Raw genomic sequence first — 21,057 nt, 5'->3', positions numbered from 1 at the left:
TGCAATGACGAAAAAAATAACGATTGTCGGACTGGGAGCGGCAGATCTCGATCAAATGCCGCTTGGTGTGTACCGTCTTTTAAAAGAATCGAAAACGGTCTGGCTTAGAACGAAGGACCACCCGGTTGTCTCCGCGCTGCAAGCAGAAGGAATTCACTTTGAAAGCTTTGATGATGTGTATGAGCGCCATGATCAATTTGAGGCTGTATATGAAGAAATTGTGGATCTGCTCCTTGAAAAGTCAGCAGCTGAACCTATAGTATATGCCGTTCCCGGACATCCAATGGCCGCTGAAAAAACTGTTCAGCTGCTTCTTGAACGAAAACATGCCGGTGAAGTGGAGGTAACGATTGCAGGCGGACAAAGCTTTTTGGATGCGCTGTTTGCCAGTGTTGAAATAGATCCCGCAGACGGGTTTCAGCTGTTGGATGGGACAGCATTACAGCGCGATGATCTTCACATTTTCGGTCATGTCATTATCGCTCAAGTGTACGACTCGTATGTGGCTTCTGATGTGAAATTGACACTCATGGAAAAATATCCGGATGAACATGAAGTAACGATTGTAACGGCAGCCGGAAGTAAAAATGAAGTGTTAAAAACGGTTCCGCTTTATGAGCTGGATCATGATGTGGCCCTTAATAACTTAACAAGCGTATACATACCGCCTGTTCAAAAAGAAGAGGACACATATCGTGAGTTTTCTGTACTGCGTAACATTATTGCCCGTCTTCGTGACCCGGATGGCGGATGTCCATGGGATTTGAAACAGACCCACTCTTCATTAAAAAAGTATTTAATTGAAGAAGCATACGAATTATTTGAAGCCATTGATGAAGAAGACGATGAGGCAATGACCGGCGAACTTGGTGATGTGCTCCTGCAAGTACTTCTTCATGCCCAAATTGGGGAAGATGAAGGCATGTTTACGATCGAGGATGTTATTCAATCCACCTCTGCCAAGATGGTCCGCCGCCACCCGCATGTATTTGGCGGTGTAAGCGTCGAAACGGCAGAGGATGTGAAAGTGAACTGGCAGGAAATCAAAGCGGCGGAAAAAGGCAATCCACAGGAACGCTGGTTTGACGGAATCCCGAAAGGACTGCCGGCACTGCTTGAAGCGTATGAAATTCAGAAAAAGGCGGCAAAGGCCGGGTTTGACTGGGATGATGCAAAGGGTGCGATTGAAAAGGTAAAAGAAGAGTGGACGGAGTTTCTGGCTGAAGCAGACATGGGCAATACCGCGAGTATCAATGAGGAATTTGGCGATGTCCTCTTTTCATTTATTAATGTCGCGCGTTTTTACGGCATATACCCGGAGGAATCACTCGCTTCCATCAACAGTAAATTCCGGCGCCGATTTGGCTATGTCGAAGACCGCGTAAACGAAAGCGGGCGGCCATTCGCAGCGTTTACGCTCGAAGAACTGGATGCTTTTTGGGATGAGGCGAAAAAAGAGGAGAGACGAACATGAGATTGGATAAATTTTTAAAAGTATCGCGTATTATTAAACGCCGTACATTGGCCAAAGAAGTAGCGGATCAGGGCCGGATTTTAATTAACGGTATAGAAGGAAAAGCAAGTTCAAATGTGAAACTTGGCGATGAGCTGACAATCCGTCTTGGCCGCCGCATTATGACAGTCCGAGTTGAAAAGCTGCTGGACACAACGAAAAAAGAAGAAGCGGCAGGCATGTATGATTTGTTGAAGGAAGAACAACTGCCCGAATAAGAAGGAAAGCATCCGTTCAAAAAAGAACGGGTGTTTTTTTCATAAAACGGTCCCTTTTTGCATATTGTTTGAGATAGAGACATTGCGGAAGGGGATGGATAATTTGGACATGAAGCAGGAGCATACGGTGAAAATGGACGGGCGTAAAACAATTGAACTTACGGGTGTTCAGCAAGTGGAGCGATTTGACAGTTCGGAATTTTTGCTGCAGACGGTGATGGGCAAATTAAAAGTGAAAGGAAGCGGGCTGAAAATGAAACATTTTGACACCGTCAACAAAAAAGCCGCCATCGAAGGCCGGATCAGTTCGTTTTTATATGTGGAAAGCAGTACGGGGATGTCGCTTTTTAGACGATCAAAATGAATCTCGATACTCAAGTGGAAACGGCGCTTTTAATGGCCGCGATGGGCTGTTGTTTTGGAATGCTTCTTGAAGTGTACCGGCGGATCAGGCCCCAGAAAACAGCGCTTCTTTTTTTAGGAGACAGCTTGTTTTGGAGCGGTTATGCGCTTTTGCTGTTTACCGCTTTATATAAAGTAAACGATGGACAAGTAAGGCTTCCTTTCTTTTTATTTTTGTTATTTGGATTGGCTGTATATGGGTTGTTTATCAGGCGCTTTTTTCTTCCTGTCGTAAATGGTGTATTTCTGTTATGCCGGTTTCTGTTTAATATGGTACAAGGCATTGTCAATATTTTCATTGTATGGCCAGTCCGATTCATCATGAAAATCACGGTTTCCCTTGCAAGAATGTGTCATTTTCTATTATTATGGATACTAAAGAAAATCTTATTACGACCGTGGGCGGCAATTGGCCGCTTAAAAAAATGATTGGTGGAGGAACTGCGATGCGCGGGTTGAACCGGGAAAAAGTGTCATCATTGAAAAATACGTTCCTATCGACGCAAGAAAAAAAATCAATGTTTAAACTGCAGCATAAACGAAAACTCATGCGGCGATTGGCCGCTTTTGGGGTAATCGCTCTTATGATTCTTGGTGCGATGCTTTCCGCTGTCTTATCGCAATCCGCCAGTCTGGCAGCAAAAGAAGAAAAGCTGGCTGAAGCAAAGCAGCAGCTCGCTCAGCTTGAACAGCAGGAAAAGCTGTCAGAGGAAGAATTGGAGAGGCTGAAGGACGATGAGTATATTGCGGACCTCGCTCGGAAATATTATTTCATGTCTGAAGAGAACGAAATTATCTTTAATATTCCAGAAACGGATCAAAAAGAGCAGGAAGCAAAAGAGTAAAGAAAGCAGTGTCTTGTTGACACGCTTTTTTTACGTACTATAATAATAAGTAAAGTTCGAACAATTTTAAGGAGGAACAATTTTTTTATGTCAATCGAAGTGGGCAGCAAGTTACAGGGTAAAGTGACCGGCATTACAAAATTTGGTGCATTCGTACAATTGCCGGAAGGTTCGACTGGTCTCGTTCATATTAGTGAAGTGGCGGATAATTATGTCAAAGACATTAATGATCACCTGACTGTCGGCGATGAAGTGGAAGTAAAAGTATTGAATGTTGAGAAAGACGGCAAAATTGGTTTGTCCATCCGTAAAGCAAAAGACAATCCGCCGCCGCAAACGCAATATCGTCCTCGTCCACAGCGCCAGGGTGATTTCCGTCAAAAAGGACCACGCAGCGGAGGACAGCCGCCAGTCGAAAACTTTGAAGCGAAGATGGCCCGTTTCTTGAAAGACAGCGAAGAACGCATTTCAACGTTAAAGCGTCAAACGGACTCACGCCGCGGCGGAAGAGGCGGAAGACGCGGTTAACATTGCTGCCTGACGATATAGGATAATTGCACTTATTTTTCTCTGGACCTGAATGCCGATATTCAGGTCCTATTTTTATATGTAAAAGAGTCAGGAATGTATCGGCCTTGTCTAAAATGATGCGTGTCTTGTTCTATGGGGATGATGAAAGGGATAATGTATATCATCATCTATAGAAAGGCGGATCATCTTGAAAATAAGCAATGTGAGCGTAGAGCGGCATCAAATCAAGTTAAAAAAGACATTTATAACAGCGCTGCGAAAGGTGAGTTCGATTGAGACGGCGGTCATCCGCGTTATGCTTGAAGATGGTACACAGGGAGTCGGGACGGCCTCGCCGGCCGTGATCATTACAGGTGATTCGATTCACAGCATTGAGGCAGCGGTCAAAACCATTTTGTCCCCTGCTTTAATTGGAAAAAACATCTTAAGCATTTCCGCTCTTTCCCGAATTGTTCAGCGCTCCTGCATTGGAAACACAAGTGCAAAGGCGGGTCTTGAGATTGCGTTATTTGATGCTTATGCCAAGCGGCTCAACATGCCGCTTTACCAGCTGCTGGGCGGGAAAACGAATACGATTGAAAACGATATGACCATCAGTATGAATGAAACAGAAACGATGGTACAGGATGCGCTGGAAAGTATCGGAAAGGGATTTAAATCGTTAAAGATAAAAGTGGGGATGGACACGAAAAAAGATAATGAACGGATAAAAGCGATCCGTGAAGCTGTCGGAACATCGATTCGGATGCGCGTCGATGCCAATCAGGGATGGAATAAAAAAGAGGCGGTTCAAATGATTGCCGGGTGGGAAAAAGCAGAGTTCAAGATCGAATTTGTTGAACAGCCCGTTCCCGCTGGAGACATTGACTCATTAAAGTATGTAACAGAACGCGTCTGCACGCCGATTATGGCAGATGAAAGTGTTTTTTCACCTGGGCAGGCATTGGAAATCGTTCAAAAAAAAGCGGCAGACTGGCTGAATATTAAGTTGATGAAAACAGGAGGCATCATGAGGGCAATGCAAATTGCGGATATTGCGGAAGCAGGAGGAATTCCGTGTATGATTGGCAGTATGATGGAAAGTGGCCCCGGGGTTCTCGCAGCGGCTCATCTGGCCTGTGCACATCCAAATATTTTAAAAGTTGATCTTGATGCGCCGTTGTGGCTGGAAGACAGCGGTACCGAATCGTTTCCCTTTCAAGGTCCGATTATTCATTTAAGTGAACAGCCGGGAATCGGGTATGATTTTTTTACCGCATAATCACAAAGAATATTATCTCTAATTTATGGATAGAGATTATCTCAATGTCCCATAAGCATTAGCACGGTTGATGGCAGATGGACGGCCGGAAATAATATAAATCCGGCCATCGAAATATGAAAAAACAGCCCAAAAGTCAGTGGAAATGGACTTTTGGGCTGTCTTTTTTAGTGTATGACCCCTACGGGATTCGAACCCGTGTTACCGCCGTGAAAGGGCGGTGTCTTAACCGCTTGACCAAGGGGCCGTAATAATAAAATGTGTTGTCCAGCTTCAACGTTCCACTCCTCGGGTCTTATGCCTGTCGGAGCTAAACGGCCGTTTCAGCCTTTTAATAATAGCGGCGGAGGGGATCGAACCCCCGACCTCACGGGTATGAACCGTACGCTCTAGCCAGCTGAGCTACACCGCCAAGTAATGTGCTTTTGTCTTACAGCACAAAAACTATAATAACTGTGAGTGAATAAAAAGTCAACATTATTTTTGAAAATAGCAAAAGTTAATTTGTCGAACGATTTTTAGAAAATGTTTCCTTCGTTTGACAAAGTTTGAACCTGCTATCTTTTATACTTTTGCGTAATGAATAAAAAGGGGAGTGGGTTGGGTTGCAAAGAGCGGAATACGGGGTGACTGGAGAGGCAGTTTTGGACCGGAAGTTGGGCAGCGGATTTGCGGGAAAAGCAGCGTTTTTTTTACTTGATCGCGGCTGGGTGTTGTTTCCGGCGGGCTTTTTATTTGGACGGGCTTTATTGCTTTCACAGCTTTCTCCATTTGCATTATCTTTTTTTGCGGCTGTCTTTATGATGAAAAAAGATATGGCTCCGCGTGTGTTTGTATCTGTCCTTGCAGGAGCATTTTCTATTTCAATGGTGAATGCGGCCGGCACATTTGCCGTATTATTTTGCTTTCTTATTTTCCATCGTCTATTTAAATCCATTCATAAAGGAGAAACGGCGCCTGTTCCATTTTTTGTTTTCTTCACCATTTTGGCGGTGAAGAGTATTCTGGCTTATACGATGAATGGTCCGGAATTTTTACCGGCGTATGATCTTGTGCTGGCGGCAGTGGAGGCATCGCTTGCATTTGTGCTGACGCTTATCTTTATGCAGTGTCTGCCGTTTTTATCCTTATCGGGGCGAATTCGTACATTAAAAACAGAAGAATGGATCGGTTTACTCATTGTTTTCGCATCAGCAGCTACAGGAATGATCGGATGGACGATAGGCGGACTTGCGGCTGACCACATTGCGGCCAGATATATCGTGACCGCCATTTCCTTTTTGTCCGGAGCTGCCTTCGGATCAGCCGCCGGCGTTGTGAGCGGACTTATTTTAAGCTTGGCGGGCATCCACGACTTTCATGAAATGAGCATTCTTGCCTTCGCGGGGCTGCTTGGCGGTTTATTTAAAGAGTGGAAGCGCGGCGGCGCCGTTTCCGGATTAATGGCTGCCACGGTGCTGGCCGGCTTTTACGGTGAAGGAGACGTCACGAATATGACGACTTTTTACGAATCCGCTGTGGCCGCGCTGCTTTTATTGATGACGCCAAAAGCATGGACTGACCATGTATCTAGATTGATTCCCGGAACGACAGAGCACTCGATCGAACAACAGCGGTATTTGCGGAAAATAAGGGATGTCACAGCAGACCGAATGGGAAAATTCTCAGATTTGTTTGACGCGCTGGCCAACAGCTTTTCTCAGTCAAAGCATCAGTATGAAGGAGAAGAAAGAGAAATTGATTTGTTTTTAAGCGGCATTACGGAAAAAACGTGCCAGACGTGCTTTAAAAAAGAGCAGTGCTGGGCGCATCAATTTGAAGAAACATATGAGTTGATGAAAAATGTGCTTGAAGAAGCCGATTCCGGAAAGGAGTCCCTGTCACCGCATCTGGCGAAAGAACTTGAATCCCGCTGTTTTCGCCCGGCGCGTGTGGAAGAAGAGATTCGCTCGCAGATGACGTATTACAAGGCGAATAAAAAATTAAAGCAGCAAATGCGGGACAGCCGCAAAATTGTGGCGGATCAGCTTGAAGGGGTATCGAAAGTGATGAGAGACTTTGCAGCGGAAATGCAGAGGGAAGAGGTAGCACATTACACGCAGGAAGAAAGAATAACTGCGGCAATCGAATCGTTTGGAATGGAAATTACCGACATTGACGTGTTCAATGTTCAAAAAGGCGCGATTGACATTGAAATGACGATTCCGTATTCCTCAGGACATGGGGAAAGTGAAAAAATTATTGCGCCGATTTTGTCCGATTTACTGGATGAATACGTCATTGTTGTCCGTGAGCAAAAAGACGGGTCTGGATTGAGAAGTGTATTTAGATCTGCAAAGGCATTCCGTGTTGTTACGGGTCTTGCGCATGCTGCAAAAGGCGGAGGACTCGTATCGGGTGATTCGTTTTCAGCGATTGAAATCGGCACCGGGAAATTTGCTCTCGCTATCAGTGATGGAATGGGCAATGGGAACAGAGCGCATGATGAAAGCAGTGCAGCGATCAGTTTGCTGAAGAAAATTTTACAATCGGGCATTGAAGAAAAAGTAGCCGTGAAATCGATCAACTCCATTTTATCGCTGCGAACCAATGATGAAGTATTTTCAACGCTGGATTTAGCCATTATTGATTTGCAGGATGCCAAAACAGTCTTTTTAAAAGTGGGCTCAGCGCCGAGCTTTATTAAACGCGGCGATCAAGTAGTCGAGGTAGAAGCAGGAAATCTGCCGATCGGTATACTGCAGCAATTTGAAGTGGAAACGGTTCATGAACAGCTGAAATCTGGTGATTTGCTCATTATGATGAGTGACGGTGTGTTTGAAGGACCTGATTTCATTGAAAATGCGGATATGTGGATGAAGCGGAAAATTAAATCAATTGAAACGAATGATCCGCAGCAGTTTGCTGATTTGCTAATGGATGAAGTCATCCGCACACAGTCTGGCGTAATTAAAGATGATATGACATTATGCATCGCGCGTGTGGAACATAATTTGCCGGAATGGGCTGCCATTCCTGTTTATGATATTGAGCCGTCTGAGAAAAAGAAAAAGCGGCCTTCCAGACGACGGGCTGTATAATTTTACTTATTTCCGTCGAACATGAGGAAAAAGATGAAAGGCGGAGACGATCATGAAGATAGGGACGATCAAACAGCTGCTTTTATTGACAGATGGCGGTTCGAATGCAGGCGAAGATCCGGCTGCAATGGCAGCACTCGCATTGCAGTATGGCATTACAGTGAATGTAATCGGCATTATCGGTGACAGCGGCCGGACAGAAGGGCTGGAAGAAATTGAAGCGATAGCCAAATCCGGCGGCGGAGAAAGCCGAATTGTAGAGGTGCGTTCTTTATCAGAGACTGTTGTCAACGTGACACGGCAGGCAATGACAGGAACGATTTACAGCATTATTAATCAAGAGCTGCGGGAAATTTTAAACAATGACGCAAGTGTCGAGTCACTGCCGCCTGAAAAAAGAAGTGAGATTGCGGAGAAAGTAGAGGACATTGGGGAAGAATCTACGTTAAAACTTCTTGTATTAACCGATATGAGCGCCAGTATGAAATCGAAGCTGCCTGCTGTGAAAGAAGCGCTGTACGATTTGTCAGTCAGTATGCAGTCCAGAAGAGGACATTCCGCTTTTTCATTATGGACATTTCCCGGGAAATACGGTGCGGCGGAAGAGCGGATCGGCTGGACAACAAATGCAAACAAAATAGCCGAATCGTTTCCCCATCTTGCTTCAGGCGGTATAACGCCGACTGGTCCCGCGATCAGACAGGCGCTCTCTTCATTTTTTGAAATGGATGAGTACGATGAAAAATCGATATGAAGCAGTGCCTGGAGAAGTCCTGCATGGGAAATGGACCGGTCATAAGTGGCGGGTGGACCGGGAAATCGGCCGCGGCGCTAACGGAGTCGTTTATCTTGTGACAGGGGCGATCGGACAGGCCGCATTAAAATTTGCCGGCTCTTCTGAAGTTGCGTCTGAGACGAATACGCTGAAATCACTGGAACGGGTCAGGGGAGCATCTCCCGGACCTTTTTTTATTGAGGCGGATGATGTGGAAAAAGACGGAGTTATTTATCCTTTTTATATTATGGAATATATCGATGGGATGATGCTGCATACATTTATGAGAAGCAAAAAAGAGGAGTGGAGCTTTATTATTCTAATTCGTCTGCTTGACTTTTTAGCACCGCTCCATCAGTCGGGAAAAATAATGGGAGACTTAAAGCCTGAAAATTTTATTGTTTCAGGGTCTGCCCACACGATTCGGGCGGTGGATATGGGCGGTATTACGAAACAGGGACGTTCCGTTAAAGAATATACGTCTCTTTATGACCGGGCAGCATGGCATTCAGGATCGCGAGAAGCAGAGCCTGCTTATGATTTATTTGCTGCTTCGGTTTTAACGATCGCTCTGGTGCACAAAAAGGAAGTTCAGGCCGCTGCCGGGCAGCTTGACCGTCTGATTAGCATTATCGAGTCTTCACCGGTTCTTCGCATGGCGGCACCAATATTAAAAAATGCGCTACATGGTCAATACGACAGTGCCATGATGATGAAAAAAGAATTGCTGATTTGCTTATCTGGGAGGGAACCATTGAGGAGGAGCACAAAAAAGAAGAAAAAATCAAGAAAATGGCCCGTTTTGTTCATCATTTTAACCGTCATAATCTTTCTTTTTTTTGTTACACTGAAAGAAATGATGTAGAGCGGAGCGGGAATTATGCAGTCTTTTAAAGAAATGGTGAAAAAGTTTATTCATTTGAACGGACTCATTCAACCGGGCGATCATGTGGCAGCCGCTGTTTCCGGAGGTTCTGACTCGATGGCGCTGCTTCATTTTTTATATGAGCATCGAGTAGAATTCGCCATTCGCATCAGTGTCATTCATGTTGACCATATGCTGCGGGGAAGTGAATCGTACGAAGATTTGTTATTTGTCGAGTCGTATTGCCGGGAGCGGAACATCCCCTTTAAAGGCGGTCAGATGGACACAAGAGCTGAAATGACAAGAACAGGCGCAGGCATTCAAGAAGCGGCCCGGAGTGTTCGTTATTCTTTCTTTGAACATGCCATGTCGGAACTTCGAGCTGATAAGCTGGCCTCAGCCCACCACGCAGATGATCAAATCGAAACCGTGTTCATGCAGCTGACAAGAGGCTCATTTACATACACGGGTATTCCAGCTGTCCGCCCGCTGGGAGCGGGGAAGGTCATTCGGCCGTTTCTGGCGGTGACGAAAGAAGATATTTCAAATTACTGTAAATCACATAATATTTTGTATCGGGAAGATCCGAGCAATGAGAAACAGGACTATACACGCAATCGTTTCCGGCATACAGTTTTACCTTTCATCAAGCATGAAAATAAAAAAGCGCATGTTCATGTACAGCGTTTTGCTGCAGAAAGAAAAGAAGATGAAGATTTTTTACAGTCGCTTGCCCGGGAGGAAATCAAGAATTTTACCACCTGGGGGGAAGCAGAAGTAACTCTGCAGATCGATCCGTTTAAAGCAATGCCTTTGCCTTTACAAAGAAGGGCGATTCAACTAATATTAAACTATCTTTATCATGGAAAAACAGCGTTTTCTTTTCTACATATTCAGCACATTTTGCAGCTGCTCCAATCATCTGCTCCATCGGGGAAATTAAGCCTTCCATCCGGCCTTATTGTCCGAAAAAACGGTGACTTCTGCCTGCTTTCATTTGCAACGGATGATGTGGAAAAAAAGAGAGATCCATTCTTTCTTTTTCCAGGTGACTCCGTATACTGGCCGGCAGGCGGCAGATTCACCATTCGAACACAACAGGATTGTCCGCCCGAAGCAGAATGTTTTCAATTGAATCCGGATCACGTCAAGTGGCCGATCTGTATCAGGACACGGCAGGATGGTGATAAAATTCAGTTAAAAGGGATGAGTGGTTCGAAAAAGCTGGCCCGTTTAATGATTGATGAAAAGGTTCCATTAGCGCACCGGGATCATATGCCGGTCGTGACGGATGCGGATGGAACGGTGCTGTGGGTACCGGAACTGCGCAAATCCCTTCACGAGAACACGGGACATCTGCTGTTGATTTATGAAAAGGAATGATCCAATTCTGGGAGGAAAATCTATTGTTAAGCAACGATATTGAAAAAGTGCTTATTTCCGAAGAGGAAATACAGACAAAAGTAAAGGAACTCGGCGCGGAGCTGACAGCAGAATATAAAGACCGCTTTCCGCTTTTTGTCTGCGTATTAAAAGGTGCGATGCCTTTCATGTCAGACCTCATTAAACGGGTTGATACGCATCTTGAAATTGATTTTATGGATGTATCCAGCTACGGGGCGTCAACCGTGTCGTCAGGTGAAGTGAAAATTGTTAAAGATTTGGACACATCTGTGGAAGGACGCGACGTGTTAATTATTGAAGATATTATTGACAGCGGTCTGACATTAAGCTACTTGGCAGAATTGTTCCATTATCGGAAAGCAAAATCAGTGAAAATAGTCACGCTTCTTGATAAGCCGACCGGCCGGAAAGCGAAGATTAAAGCGGATATGATCGGCTTTACTGTTCCGGATGAATTTGTTGTCGGGTATGGCCTTGATTACGCAGAGCGCTATCGCAACCTTCCGTATATCGGCGTGTTAAAACCCGCTATTTATATGGCGGCTGAAGGGGAATAAATGGGCGCATTGAGTAGGCTGAAAGAAGGTTCAAATAGTTGTAACCCCCACTTTTGGTATGATAACATTGCATATAGTCAGTTTTTTCTCGGGAGGAGGTAAGGGATGAACAGAATTTTTCGCTACACTATATTTTATTTACTCGTTTTTCTTGTGATTATTGGTGTTGTCAGTTACTTCAACAACAATAACGCACCAACGAATAATATTACGTATAATGAATTCTTGACTCATCTTGAGCAAGATGACGTTGAAACCTTTACGATGCAGCCGGAGCGTAATGTATATGAAATACGCGGTGAGCTGAAGGGTGCAGCGGATAACGAAGTGTTCGTTACGTATGTGACGGGCAATGATTCAATGCTTAACCAGATCAATGAAGCAGCTCAGAATGCGGAAGTTAATATTCTTCCTGCTAAAGAAACAAGCGGATGGGTGCAGTTTTTCACAACGATCATCCCATTCCTCATTATTTTTATTTTCTTCTTCTTCTTACTGAATCAGGCGCAAGGCGGCGGTGGCGGCCGAGTCATGAATTTCGGTAAAAGTAAAGCGCGCCTTTACAATGATGAAAAGAAAAAAGTCCGCTTCAATGATGTAGCCGGAGCAGATGAAGAAAAGCAAGAACTTGTTGAGGTTGTTGAATTTTTAAAAGACCCCCGCAAGTTTTCGGAGCTTGGTGCCCGTATTCCAAAAGGGGTTCTTCTAGTAGGTCCTCCGGGTACAGGTAAAACTTTGCTGGCAAAAGCAGTAGCCGGTGAAGCAGGTGTGCCGTTTTTCTCTATCAGTGGTTCCGACTTCGTTGAAATGTTTGTCGGTGTCGGTGCATCACGTGTGCGGGACTTGTTCGAAAACGCGAAAAAAAATTCGCCATGTATCATTTTTATCGACGAAATTGATGCGGTCGGACGTCAGCGCGGCGCCGGTCTTGGCGGTGGTCATGATGAGCGTGAGCAGACGCTTAACCAGCTTCTCGTTGAAATGGACGGCTTCAGTGCAAATGAAGGAATTATCATGATTGCGGCGACAAACCGCGCGGATATTCTTGACCCTGCACTCCTTCGTCCGGGACGATTTGACCGCCAAATTACGGTAGACCGTCCGGACGTAAATGGCCGTGAAGCGGTTCTCCGCGTTCATGCGCGCAACAAACCTCTCCATGAATCGGTGGATCTGAAAGCCATTGCGCAGCGTACACCAGGATTCTCAGGTGCGGATCTTGAAAACTTATTAAACGAAGCAGCACTGGTAGCTGCTCGTTCAGATAAGAAAAAAATCGATATGACTGATGTGGATGAAGCGACGGATCGTGTAATAGCCGGTCCGGCGAAAAAGAGCCGCGTCATTTCTAAGAAAGAGCGGAAGATTGTCGCATTCCATGAAGCCGGCCATACCGTCATCGGGCTTGTCCTTGATGAAGCGGATATGGTGCATAAAGTAACGATCGTTCCACGTGGACAAGCAGGCGGCTATGCGGTTATGCTTCCGAAAGAAGATCGTTATTTCATGACAAAGCCGGAACTTCTTGATAAAATCACCGGACTTCTCGGAGGCCGTGTGGCGGAAGATATTATTTTCGGTGAAGTGTCAACAGGTGCTCATAATGACTTCCAGCGTGCGACAGGTATTGCCCGCCGCATGGTGACGGAATTCGGTATGAGTGACAAACTTGGACCGCTTCAATTCGGGCAGTCGCAGGGCCAGGTATTTTTAGGACGCGACTTTAACAGCGAACAAAATTATTCGGACCGCATTGCTTATGAAATTGATACGGAAATTCAAACGATTATTAAAGAGTGCTATGCACGTGCGAAACAAATTTTGACAGAAAATCGCGATAAGCTTGAACTCATTGCGAATACTCTTCTTGAAATTGAAACGCTTGATGCAGCACAAATTAAACATCTGTCTGATCATGGTACACTGCCGGAACGAAATTACAATTCTGATAGTGAAGAAGGATCAAAAGACAACGCAGCACCCACGGAAGAAACAGAAGCGACAGAAGGAACACCGGCAACGGAAACAACGAATTTGCCGGCGGAAGCTGATGAAGCAGCGGTAGTGCGCGATGATCTTAAAAATCCTCCAAATGGCGGAGAACCGAAAGCATAATCAAACAGACGTCCGAAAAGCATTCTTTTCGGACGTCTTTTTTCTTCATTTTTAGGGAATATGGTATGATGAAACACGATAAACTAGACGAACAGGTGTGGTGAGAACGTTGATTTTTGTACTGGATGTGGGGAATACAAATACTGTGCTCGGTGTGTATGAAGGGGAAGAACTAAAGCACCACTGGCGCATCGAAACTAACCGTAATAAAACAGAAGATGAATACGGCATGATGATTAAAAGTTTATTTCAGCATGACGGTCTTCAGTTTGAGCATATTGAAGGGGTCATCATTTCCTCTGTCGTTCCTCCAATTATGGCTGCGCTGGAGCGGATGTGTGAAAAATATTTTCATGTCAAGCCGCTTGTTGTCGGACCGGGAGTCAAAACGGGTTTGAATATTAAATATGAAAATCCGCGCGAAGTTGGTGCGGACCGGATCGTCAATGCGGTAGCGGGTATTCATGAATATGGCTCACCGCTTATTATTGTTGATTTTGGTACAGCGACAACGTATTGTTATGTCGATGAAAAGGGACATTATATGGGTGGGGCCATTGCGCCGGGAGTCGGTATTTCAACCGAAGCTCTTTATACGCGTGCCTCCAAGCTTCCGCGCATCGAAATTTCCCGTCCTGAAGCAATCGTCGGCAAAAATACTGTCTCTGCCATGCAGGCGGGTATTTTATATGGATACGTCGGCCAGGTGGAGGGAATTGTCAGCCGGATAAAAAAAGAAAATAAAGAAAATAACGCGGACCCTACTGTTATTGCTACAGGAGGTCTCGCTTCCCTTATTGCAAAAGAATGCGATATGATTGACGTCGTTGATCCAGATTTAACGTTGAAAGGTCTTTTGTTAATTTATAAACGAAATGTATGAAAGGAAGATGATCGTGAGCGATTATTTAGTAAAAGCATTGGCGTTTGACGGCCAGGTACGCGCCTATGCGGTGGATACAACAAACACAGTCGGTGAAGCGCAAAGAAGACATGGTTCATGGCCGACAGCTTCTGCGGCACTTGGACGCTCTATGACAGCCGGTGTCATGATGGGTGCGATGATGAAGGGGAAGGAAAAGATCACCCTGAAAATTGAAGGCGGCGGAGAAGCTGGTCCAATTTTGGTCGACAGCGACGCAAACGGAAACGTCCGCGGTTATATTACGCATCCACAGACACACTTTGACTTAAACGAACAAGGTAAACTCGATGTGCGCCGGGCAGTTGGAACTGACGGCATGCTGACCGTCGTGAAGGATCTTGGTCTGCGCGAAAACTTCAGCGGGCAAACACCAATCGTTTCTGGTGAACTCGGGGAAGATTTCACCTACTATTTTGCCGTATCTGAACAAGTGCCGTCGTCAGTAGGGGTAGGGGTGCTCGTCAATCCGGATAATACGATTCTCGCAGCGGGCGGCTTCATTATTCAGCTTATGCCGAATACAGATGATGCGACCATTACGACATTAGAAGAGCGCATTACGAATATGGAACCTATTTCAAAACTGATTGAAAAAGGGATGAACCCGGAGCAAATTTTGACGTACATTCTTGGTGAAGGGAATGTAAAGTTTTTAGAGACGATGCCTGTTCAATTTGAATGTACATGTTCAAAAGAGCGTTTCGGCAATGCGATTGCGAGTCTTGGGAAAAATGAAATCCAGGAAATGATTGAAGAAGACGGCGGTGCGGAAACGCAATGTCATTTCTGCAATGAACAATATATGTTTACAAAAGAAGAACTTGAGCAATTGAAAGAAGAAGCGTGATTTTTGAAAACCTGTCATTATTGGCAGGTTTTTCTCTTTCTCATAGCGAACTTAATCAAAATGATTGACTTTTCAATCAAAAGCTGTTAAATTCTATATAACCAATGAAAATACTCGGCATTTAAATGGAGGTAAGTAATTAATGGTACGCGTAGCGAATTCAGTAGCAGAATTAGTCGGTCAAACACCGGTCGTAAGATTGAACAATGTAGTGGATGAAAACAGCGCGGAAGTATACGTGAAACTTGAATACATGAACCCGGGTAGCAGTGTAAAAGACCGGATCGCGCTTGCGATGATCGAAGCAGCGGAAGAAAAAGGGAATTTGAAGCCAGGCGGCACATTAATTGAACCGACAAGCGGCAACACAGGAATCGGTCTTGCGATGATCGCAGCTGCTAAAGGATACAAAGCGATTTTGGTTATGCCGGAAACAATGAGCATGGAGCGCCGTAACTTGCTTCGCGCTTACGGTGCAGAGCTTGTATTGACTCCAGGACCAGAAGGAATGGGCGGCGCGATCCGCAAAGCGAAAGAATTGGCTGATGCTAATGGCTACTTCTTGCCGCAGCAATTCGAAAACGAAGCAAATCCTGAGATCCACCGCCGTACAACAGGGAAAGAAATCGTTGAGCAGTTTGACCAGCTTGACGCATTCGTATCCGGAATCGGTACAGGCGGAACCATTACAGGCGCAGGACAGGTCATTAAAGAAAAATGGCCAAATGTGAAAATTTATGCGATTGAACCGAAAGATTCACCGGTTCTTTCAGGCGGTAAACCAGGACCGCATAAAATTCAAGGAATCGGCGCGGGCTTCGTTCCAGCGATTCTTGATACAAAAATTTACGATGAAGTCATTCAAATTGACAACGATACAGCATTTGAAACGTCACGCCGTGTAGCGCGCGAAGAAGGAATCCTTGGCGGCATTTCTTCCGGTGCAGCGATTGCAGCTGCTGTTCAAGTCGCAAAAGAACTTGGCAAAGGCAAAAAAGTATTGGCGATTCTTCCATCAAACGGCGAACGCTACCTTAGCACACCGCTTTACCAATTCGATTAATACGTATTTCAACCGGACTGCTTCGTGCAGTCTGGTTTTTTTTCGTGTTAAAATAAAAAAAAGGAGCGATAAGCAAAAATGAAAGCCGGACAATACAAACTTGATTTTCATAAGCAGACATATGTGATGGGTATTTTAAATACGACGCCCGATTCGTTTTCGGATGGGGGGAATTTCAATGAAGCGGAAGCTGCTGTCCGTCACGCTGTCCAAATGGTCCATGATGGCGCACACATCATTGATATCGGCGGGGAGTCGACGCGCCCCGGACACACGCCGGTTTCTGCTGAAGAGGAAATCGCCCGGGTACAGCCTATAATTGAAGCGGTCACCCAATCAATAAACGTACCGATTTCCATTGATACATATAAAGCAAAAACAGCGTTTAAAGCGGTTGAAGCAGGCGCATCAATTATTAACGATATTTGGGGAGCAAAAAAAGATCCGGAAATTGCTGCGGCTGCTGCCGAAACAGGTGTGCCGATTATTTTAATGCATAATCGGGAAGAGATGGATTACGGAAACTTTATGAGAGACTGTTTAAATGATTTATATGAAAGTATTACGATTGCGAAAAAAGCGGGTGTTCCGGATGATCAGATTATATTAGATCCCGGCATCGGCTTTGCGAAAACGATGGATCAAAACATCGAAATGATGCAAAATCTCGACCATGTTACAGCGCTAGGTTATCCGGTGCTATTGGGCACTTCCCGTAAGCGGGTAATTGATTATGTGTTGAATGTACCGGTGAACGAGAGAATGGAAGGGACAGGTGCGACGTGCTGCTATGGTGTTCAAAAGGGCTGTCACATCGTCCGTGTTCATGATGTAAAACCAATTGCGAGAATGATGAAAATGACGGATGCATTAATCGGGAAGGGGCATATGCATGGATAAAATTTATGTAACAGGGATGGAGTTTTACGGTTATCATGGTGTTTTCCCCGAAGAAAACAAATTGGGGCAGCGTTTCCGGACAGATGTGACGCTTGATGTATCGCTAAAAAAAGCCGGTGTAACAGACGATCTCGCGCATTCCGTCAATTATGCGGAAATATATGAAGTGTGCAAAAGTGTCATGGAAGGGGAGCCGGTGAAGCTTGTGGAAACATTAGCGGAAAAAATAGCGGGTCATCTTTTGGAAACATTTAAGGAAGTACAGTCATGTACAGTAAAAGTAGTAAAACCGGACCCGCCGATTCCCGGCCATTACGATTATGTCGCGATCGAAATTACAAGAGGACGATGACGATGACTAATGTCGTTTATCTGTCACTCGGCACAAACATGGGGAACCGCGAAGTGCTTTTAGAAGAAGCTGTGCAGGCGCTTGTGAAGAACGCACATATCGAAGTAAAAGCGGTCTCTTCCATATATGAAACCGACCCTGTTGGCTTTACGGATCAGCCGCCATTTTTGAATATTGTACTAAAAGCAAAAACAGCACTCTTTCCGCAGGAGCTGCTTTCGGTCTGTATGGAAATTGAAAATGTTCTTGGGAGGAAGCGGACAGTCCGGTGGGGCCCCCGGACAATAGACCTTGACATTTTGCTTTATAATCACGACAATATTAAATCAGATAGTCTTATTATTCCTCATCCGCGGATGAACGAGCGTGCTTTTGTGCTCATTCCGCTGGCAGAAATAGATGCAATGATCGAACTTCCTGGAACAGGAATGCCGCTGGAACAATATGTACAAAATGTGCAGGGAAGAGAAGGCGTCAAGCTCTGGAAAACAGCGGACGCTTCTTCGTACTTGTAAAACAGAAAGGTGATTACTCATGTTAAATATCGGACCGGTTCAACTGAAAAACCGGGTTGTGCTCGCACCGATGGCGGGTGTATGTAACTCGGCTTTCCGTCTGACAGTAAAAGAGTTTGGCGCGGGAATGGTTTGTGCGGAAATGGTCAGTGACAAAGGAATTGTTTTTCAAAACGAAAAAACGATGAATATGCTTTATATTGATGAGCGTGAAAAGCCGTTAAGCCTTCAAATTTTCGGCGGTGAACGGGAATCGCTTGTTCAGGCAGCAAGCTTTGTTGACAAAAACACAAACGCAGATATCATCGACATTAATATGGGCTGCCCGGTTCCGAAAATCACTAAATGTGATGCAGGAGCAAAATGGCTTCTTGATCCGAACAAAATTTATGAAATGGTATCAGCTGTAGTTGATGCTGTTGATAAACCGGTAACAGTCAAAATGCGCATGGGCTGGGATGAAGATCATATTTTTGCAGTTGAAAATGCGCGCGCGGTTGAACGCGCCGGCGGACAGGCTGTAGCGCTGCATGGCCGTACACGCGTACAGATGTACGAAGGCCACGCAAACTGGGACATTATTAAAGAAGTAAAACAAGCTATCAATATTCCGCTAATCGGAAACGGTGACGTTGAAACGCCGCAGGATGCGAAGCGTATGCTTGATGAAACAGGCTGTGATGCTGTCATGATCGGGCGCGCCGCTCTTGGCAACCCGTGGATGATTTACCAGACGGTTCAATACCTGGAAACGGGAGAGCTGATTGGTGAGCCAACACCGCGTGAAAAAATCGATGTATGCCTTCTTCACTTAGACCGCCTTATCGATTTAAAAAATGAAAACGTGGCTGTCCGTGAAATGCGCAAACATGCGGCATGGTATTTAAAAGGCATCCGAGGCAACGGGAAAGTGCGTAAAGAAATTAATGAATGTGAAACACGTGAAGACCTTGCAACACTGTTAACGAATTTTGTTGATCAAGTAGAAGAAAAAGAAGCGTCGATTCAGGCGGTTTAATTAGGAGTGAACGGTTAATGAGTGAAGAATTAAACGACCAGCTGCTGGTCAGAAGAGAAAAATTGCAATCATTAAAAGATAAAGGGCTGGATCCGTTTGGCGACCGATTCGAACGCACGCATACAGCGGCAGACATTGCCGCTGAATTTGATTCTTTTTCAAAAGAAGAATTAGAAGAAAAAGAAGCAGAAGTCATTATTGCCGGCCGAATTATGACAAAACGCGGAAAAGGAAAAGCCGGTTTTGCCCATGTTCAGGATCTGAGCGGTCAAATTCAAATTTATGTACGGAAAGATGCGGTTGGCGAGGACCAGTATGACCTGTTTTCGGTGACGGATCTTGGCGATATTGTCGGTGTGAAAGGGAAAGTGTTTAAAACAAACGTAGGTGAACTGTCTGTTAAAGCGACGGAGTATGTGTATTTAACAAAATCACTCCGTCCTCTTCCGGATAAACATCACGGCTTAAAAGACATCGAACAGCGCTACCGCCAGCGTTATTTGGACTTAATTACAAGTCCTGAAAGCCAGAAAACATTTATCGCCCGCAGCCGCATTATTCAATCAATGCGCCGCTACCTCGATAACAATGGCTATTTGGAAGTTGAAACGCCAATGATGCATTCCATCGCCGGCGGTGCAGCGGCGCGTCCGTTCGTCACGCACCATAACGCCTTGGATATGGAACTGTACATGCGAATAGCCATAGAACTTCACTTGAAGCGTTTGATCGTTGGCGGCATGGAAAAAGTATATGAAATCGGCCGTGTTTTCCGTAATGAAGGTGTCTCAACACGCCATAATCCGGAATTCACAATGATTGAATTGTATGAAGCATATGCAGACTATACAGACATCATGCGGTTAACGGAGAACGTCATTGCCCATGTAGCGGAAGACGTTATTGGGACAACAACGATCGAATATGGCGACTATACAGTCGAATTGAAACCTGAATGGCGTCGTCTTCACATGGTTGATGCAGTGAAAGAATATACAGGTGTTGATTTCTGGCGCGAAATGAGCGACGAAGAAGCGCGTCAACTTGCAAAAGAAAATGGAATTGAATATAAAGAAACAATGCAATTGGGTCACATTATTAATGAGTTTTTTGAACAGAAAGTTGAAGAGAAGTTAATTCAACCGACATTTATATATGGTCACCCAGTAGAAATTTCGCCGCTCGCGAAGAAAAATCCGGATGACCCTCGCTTTACAGATCGTTTTGAACTGTTCATTGTAGGACGTGAGCATGCGAATGCTTTCACGGAATTAAATGACCCAATCGATCAGCGTGAACGTTTTGAATCACAGCTGAAAGAGAGAGAGCAAGGAAATGATGAAGCGCACGAAATGGATGAAGATTTTATCGAAGCGCTTGAATACGGCATGCCGCCGACAGGAGGATTAGGGATCGGAATTGATCGTCTCGTGATGCTGTTGACGAACTCACCTTCTATTCGTGATGTATTGCTGTTCCCGCTTATGCGCCATAAAGATTAAATAGTAGGATATTTTCCGTGAGTGCCCAGCTTCCTCCAGCATATTGTAGAGTTTTATAATAGCTCGAACAACATATTGTGCAGGAGGTGCCGGGCGCTTTATTTATAAAAAAACTTTCGGAAACAAGAGAAAAAGTCTTGCTTCTTAAGAATTACGATGGTATATTTATATTCGTTGTCAGCAACATAGTACAACGAAATAAAAAACTTTTTCAAAAAAGTGATTGACATTACTTCTTGTAAAGGTTAAGATATTAAAGTCGCAAATGACGCATTGAACAGTGAAACCTGCACAAAAGCAATAAAAACGTCAACGTTTTAGAATAAAACTTTCTATATGAAATGCCCGTCATTTCGATAGAACACAACT

General features: G+C 44.9%; 21 protein-coding genes and 2 tRNA genes. 21 read left to right on the top strand and 2 right to left on the bottom strand.

What is annotated here, in order from left to right; all coding sequences use genetic code 11:
• Positions 1–4 precede the first annotated feature (4 nt).
• The 7 genes from yabN (at position 5) to BTO30_RS00085 (ending at position 4,770) form a co-directional block, all read left to right on the top strand.
• Positions 5–1,474 (top strand): bifunctional methyltransferase/pyrophosphohydrolase YabN, encoded by a 1,470-nt coding sequence (gene yabN / locus BTO30_RS00115; protein ID WP_075396688.1) that lies wholly within the window; start codon positions 5–7, stop codon positions 1,472–1,474.
• Positions 1,471–1,731 carry an RNA-binding S4 domain-containing protein gene (locus BTO30_RS00110; protein ID WP_075396687.1) on the top strand — a complete coding sequence of 87 codons (261 nt, stop codon included), beginning with the start codon at positions 1,471–1,473 and terminating at the stop codon, positions 1,729–1,731. The genes yabN and BTO30_RS00110 overlap by 4 nt, the downstream gene beginning before the upstream one ends.
• Positions 1,732–1,840: 109 nt before the next feature.
• Positions 1,841–2,095, top strand: a complete 255-nt coding sequence (locus BTO30_RS00105) for a YabP/YqfC family sporulation protein (RefSeq protein WP_245796263.1) — start codon at positions 1,841–1,843, stop codon at positions 2,093–2,095.
• Positions 2,092–2,562 (top strand): spore cortex biosynthesis protein YabQ, encoded by a 471-nt coding sequence (gene yabQ / locus BTO30_RS00100; protein WP_075396685.1) that lies wholly within the window; start codon positions 2,092–2,094, stop codon positions 2,560–2,562. Before BTO30_RS00105 ends, yabQ begins: the two co-directional genes overlap by 4 nt.
• A gap of 17 nt (positions 2,563–2,579) precedes the next feature.
• A complete protein-coding gene (locus BTO30_RS00095; protein WP_075396684.1) occupies positions 2,580–2,978 on the top strand; it encodes an FtsB family cell division protein in 399 nt (132 codons plus the stop codon).
• Positions 2,979–3,065: 87 nt separating this feature from the next.
• Complete coding sequence (locus BTO30_RS00090) at positions 3,066–3,506, top strand: S1 domain-containing RNA-binding protein (protein WP_075396683.1); 441 nt, start codon at positions 3,066–3,068, stop codon at positions 3,504–3,506.
• A gap of 190 nt (positions 3,507–3,696) precedes the next feature.
• Positions 3,697–4,770 (top strand): dipeptide epimerase, encoded by a 1,074-nt coding sequence (locus BTO30_RS00085; RefSeq protein ID WP_075396682.1) that lies wholly within the window; start codon positions 3,697–3,699, stop codon positions 4,768–4,770.
• Positions 4,771–4,945: 175 nt separating this feature from the next.
• Here BTO30_RS00085 and BTO30_RS00080 read toward each other — a convergent pair.
• Both BTO30_RS00080 and BTO30_RS00075 read right to left on the bottom strand, forming a co-directional pair.
• Positions 4,946–5,017: transfer RNA gene (locus BTO30_RS00080), tRNA-Glu, on the bottom strand.
• 91 nt (positions 5,018–5,108) lie between these two features.
• Positions 5,109–5,182: transfer RNA gene (locus BTO30_RS00075), tRNA-Met, on the bottom strand.
• A gap of 193 nt (positions 5,183–5,375) precedes the next feature.
• On the opposite strand from BTO30_RS00075, the gene spoIIE reads away from it, so the two are divergent.
• From spoIIE to lysS, 14 genes are all read left to right on the top strand, one after another.
• Positions 5,376–7,850 carry a stage II sporulation protein E gene (gene spoIIE, locus BTO30_RS00070; protein WP_075396681.1) on the top strand — a complete coding sequence of 825 codons (2,475 nt, stop codon included), beginning with the start codon at positions 5,376–5,378 and terminating at the stop codon, positions 7,848–7,850.
• 52 nt (positions 7,851–7,902) lie between these two features.
• Positions 7,903–8,604, top strand: coding sequence for a VWA domain-containing protein (locus tag BTO30_RS00065; protein WP_075396680.1), 702 nt, complete (start codon positions 7,903–7,905; stop codon positions 8,602–8,604).
• The gene (locus BTO30_RS00060) at positions 8,588–9,490 is read left to right on the top strand and encodes a protein kinase domain-containing protein (protein ID WP_158023547.1); all 903 of its coding nucleotides are present in this window, start codon (positions 8,588–8,590) and stop codon (positions 9,488–9,490) included. The genes BTO30_RS00065 and BTO30_RS00060 overlap by 17 nt, the downstream gene beginning before the upstream one ends.
• A gap of 15 nt (positions 9,491–9,505) precedes the next feature.
• Positions 9,506–10,873 carry a tRNA lysidine(34) synthetase TilS gene (gene tilS, locus BTO30_RS00055; RefSeq protein ID WP_075396678.1) on the top strand — a complete coding sequence of 456 codons (1,368 nt, stop codon included), beginning with the start codon at positions 9,506–9,508 and terminating at the stop codon, positions 10,871–10,873.
• A gap of 23 nt (positions 10,874–10,896) precedes the next feature.
• Positions 10,897–11,451 carry a hypoxanthine phosphoribosyltransferase gene (gene hpt / locus BTO30_RS00050; protein ID WP_143331876.1) on the top strand — a complete coding sequence of 185 codons (555 nt, stop codon included), beginning with the start codon at positions 10,897–10,899 and terminating at the stop codon, positions 11,449–11,451.
• Positions 11,452–11,556: 105 nt separating this feature from the next.
• Positions 11,557–13,566: an ATP-dependent zinc metalloprotease FtsH gene (ftsH, locus tag BTO30_RS00045; RefSeq protein WP_075396676.1), complete on the top strand. Its 2,010-nt coding sequence runs from the start codon at positions 11,557–11,559 to the stop codon at positions 13,564–13,566.
• 109 nt (positions 13,567–13,675) lie between these two features.
• Positions 13,676–14,449: a type III pantothenate kinase gene (locus tag BTO30_RS00040; RefSeq protein ID WP_075396675.1), complete on the top strand. Its 774-nt coding sequence runs from the start codon at positions 13,676–13,678 to the stop codon at positions 14,447–14,449.
• Positions 14,450–14,462: 13 nt separating this feature from the next.
• The gene (hslO, locus tag BTO30_RS00035; RefSeq protein WP_075396674.1) at positions 14,463–15,338 is read left to right on the top strand and encodes an Hsp33 family molecular chaperone HslO; all 876 of its coding nucleotides are present in this window, start codon (positions 14,463–14,465) and stop codon (positions 15,336–15,338) included.
• A gap of 142 nt (positions 15,339–15,480) precedes the next feature.
• Positions 15,481–16,401, top strand: a complete 921-nt coding sequence (cysK, locus tag BTO30_RS00030; RefSeq protein WP_075396673.1) for a cysteine synthase A — start codon at positions 15,481–15,483, stop codon at positions 16,399–16,401.
• Between the two features lie 78 nt (positions 16,402–16,479).
• A complete protein-coding gene (gene folP / locus BTO30_RS00025; protein WP_075396672.1) occupies positions 16,480–17,301 on the top strand; it encodes a dihydropteroate synthase in 822 nt (273 codons plus the stop codon).
• Positions 17,294–17,653, top strand: a complete 360-nt coding sequence (gene folB / locus BTO30_RS00020) for a dihydroneopterin aldolase (protein WP_075396671.1) — start codon at positions 17,294–17,296, stop codon at positions 17,651–17,653. Before folP ends, folB begins: the two co-directional genes overlap by 8 nt.
• 2 nt (positions 17,654–17,655) lie before the next feature.
• Positions 17,656–18,168 (top strand): 2-amino-4-hydroxy-6-hydroxymethyldihydropteridine diphosphokinase, encoded by a 513-nt coding sequence (gene folK / locus BTO30_RS00015; protein ID WP_075396670.1) that lies wholly within the window; start codon positions 17,656–17,658, stop codon positions 18,166–18,168.
• Between the two features lie 19 nt (positions 18,169–18,187).
• Positions 18,188–19,186: a tRNA dihydrouridine synthase DusB gene (dusB, locus tag BTO30_RS00010; RefSeq protein WP_075396669.1), complete on the top strand. Its 999-nt coding sequence runs from the start codon at positions 18,188–18,190 to the stop codon at positions 19,184–19,186.
• A gap of 17 nt (positions 19,187–19,203) precedes the next feature.
• Positions 19,204–20,688, top strand: coding sequence for a lysine--tRNA ligase (gene lysS, locus BTO30_RS00005; protein WP_075396668.1), 1,485 nt, complete (start codon positions 19,204–19,206; stop codon positions 20,686–20,688).
• Positions 20,689–21,057 lie beyond the last annotated feature (369 nt).

Source organism: Domibacillus antri (genome assembly GCF_001936625.1).
Taxonomy (GTDB): domain Bacteria; phylum Bacillota; class Bacilli; order Bacillales; family Domibacillaceae; genus Domibacillus; species Domibacillus antri.
Note: the sequence above shows the minus strand (reverse complement) of the source record. Positions and strands in the feature narration are given on the sequence as shown.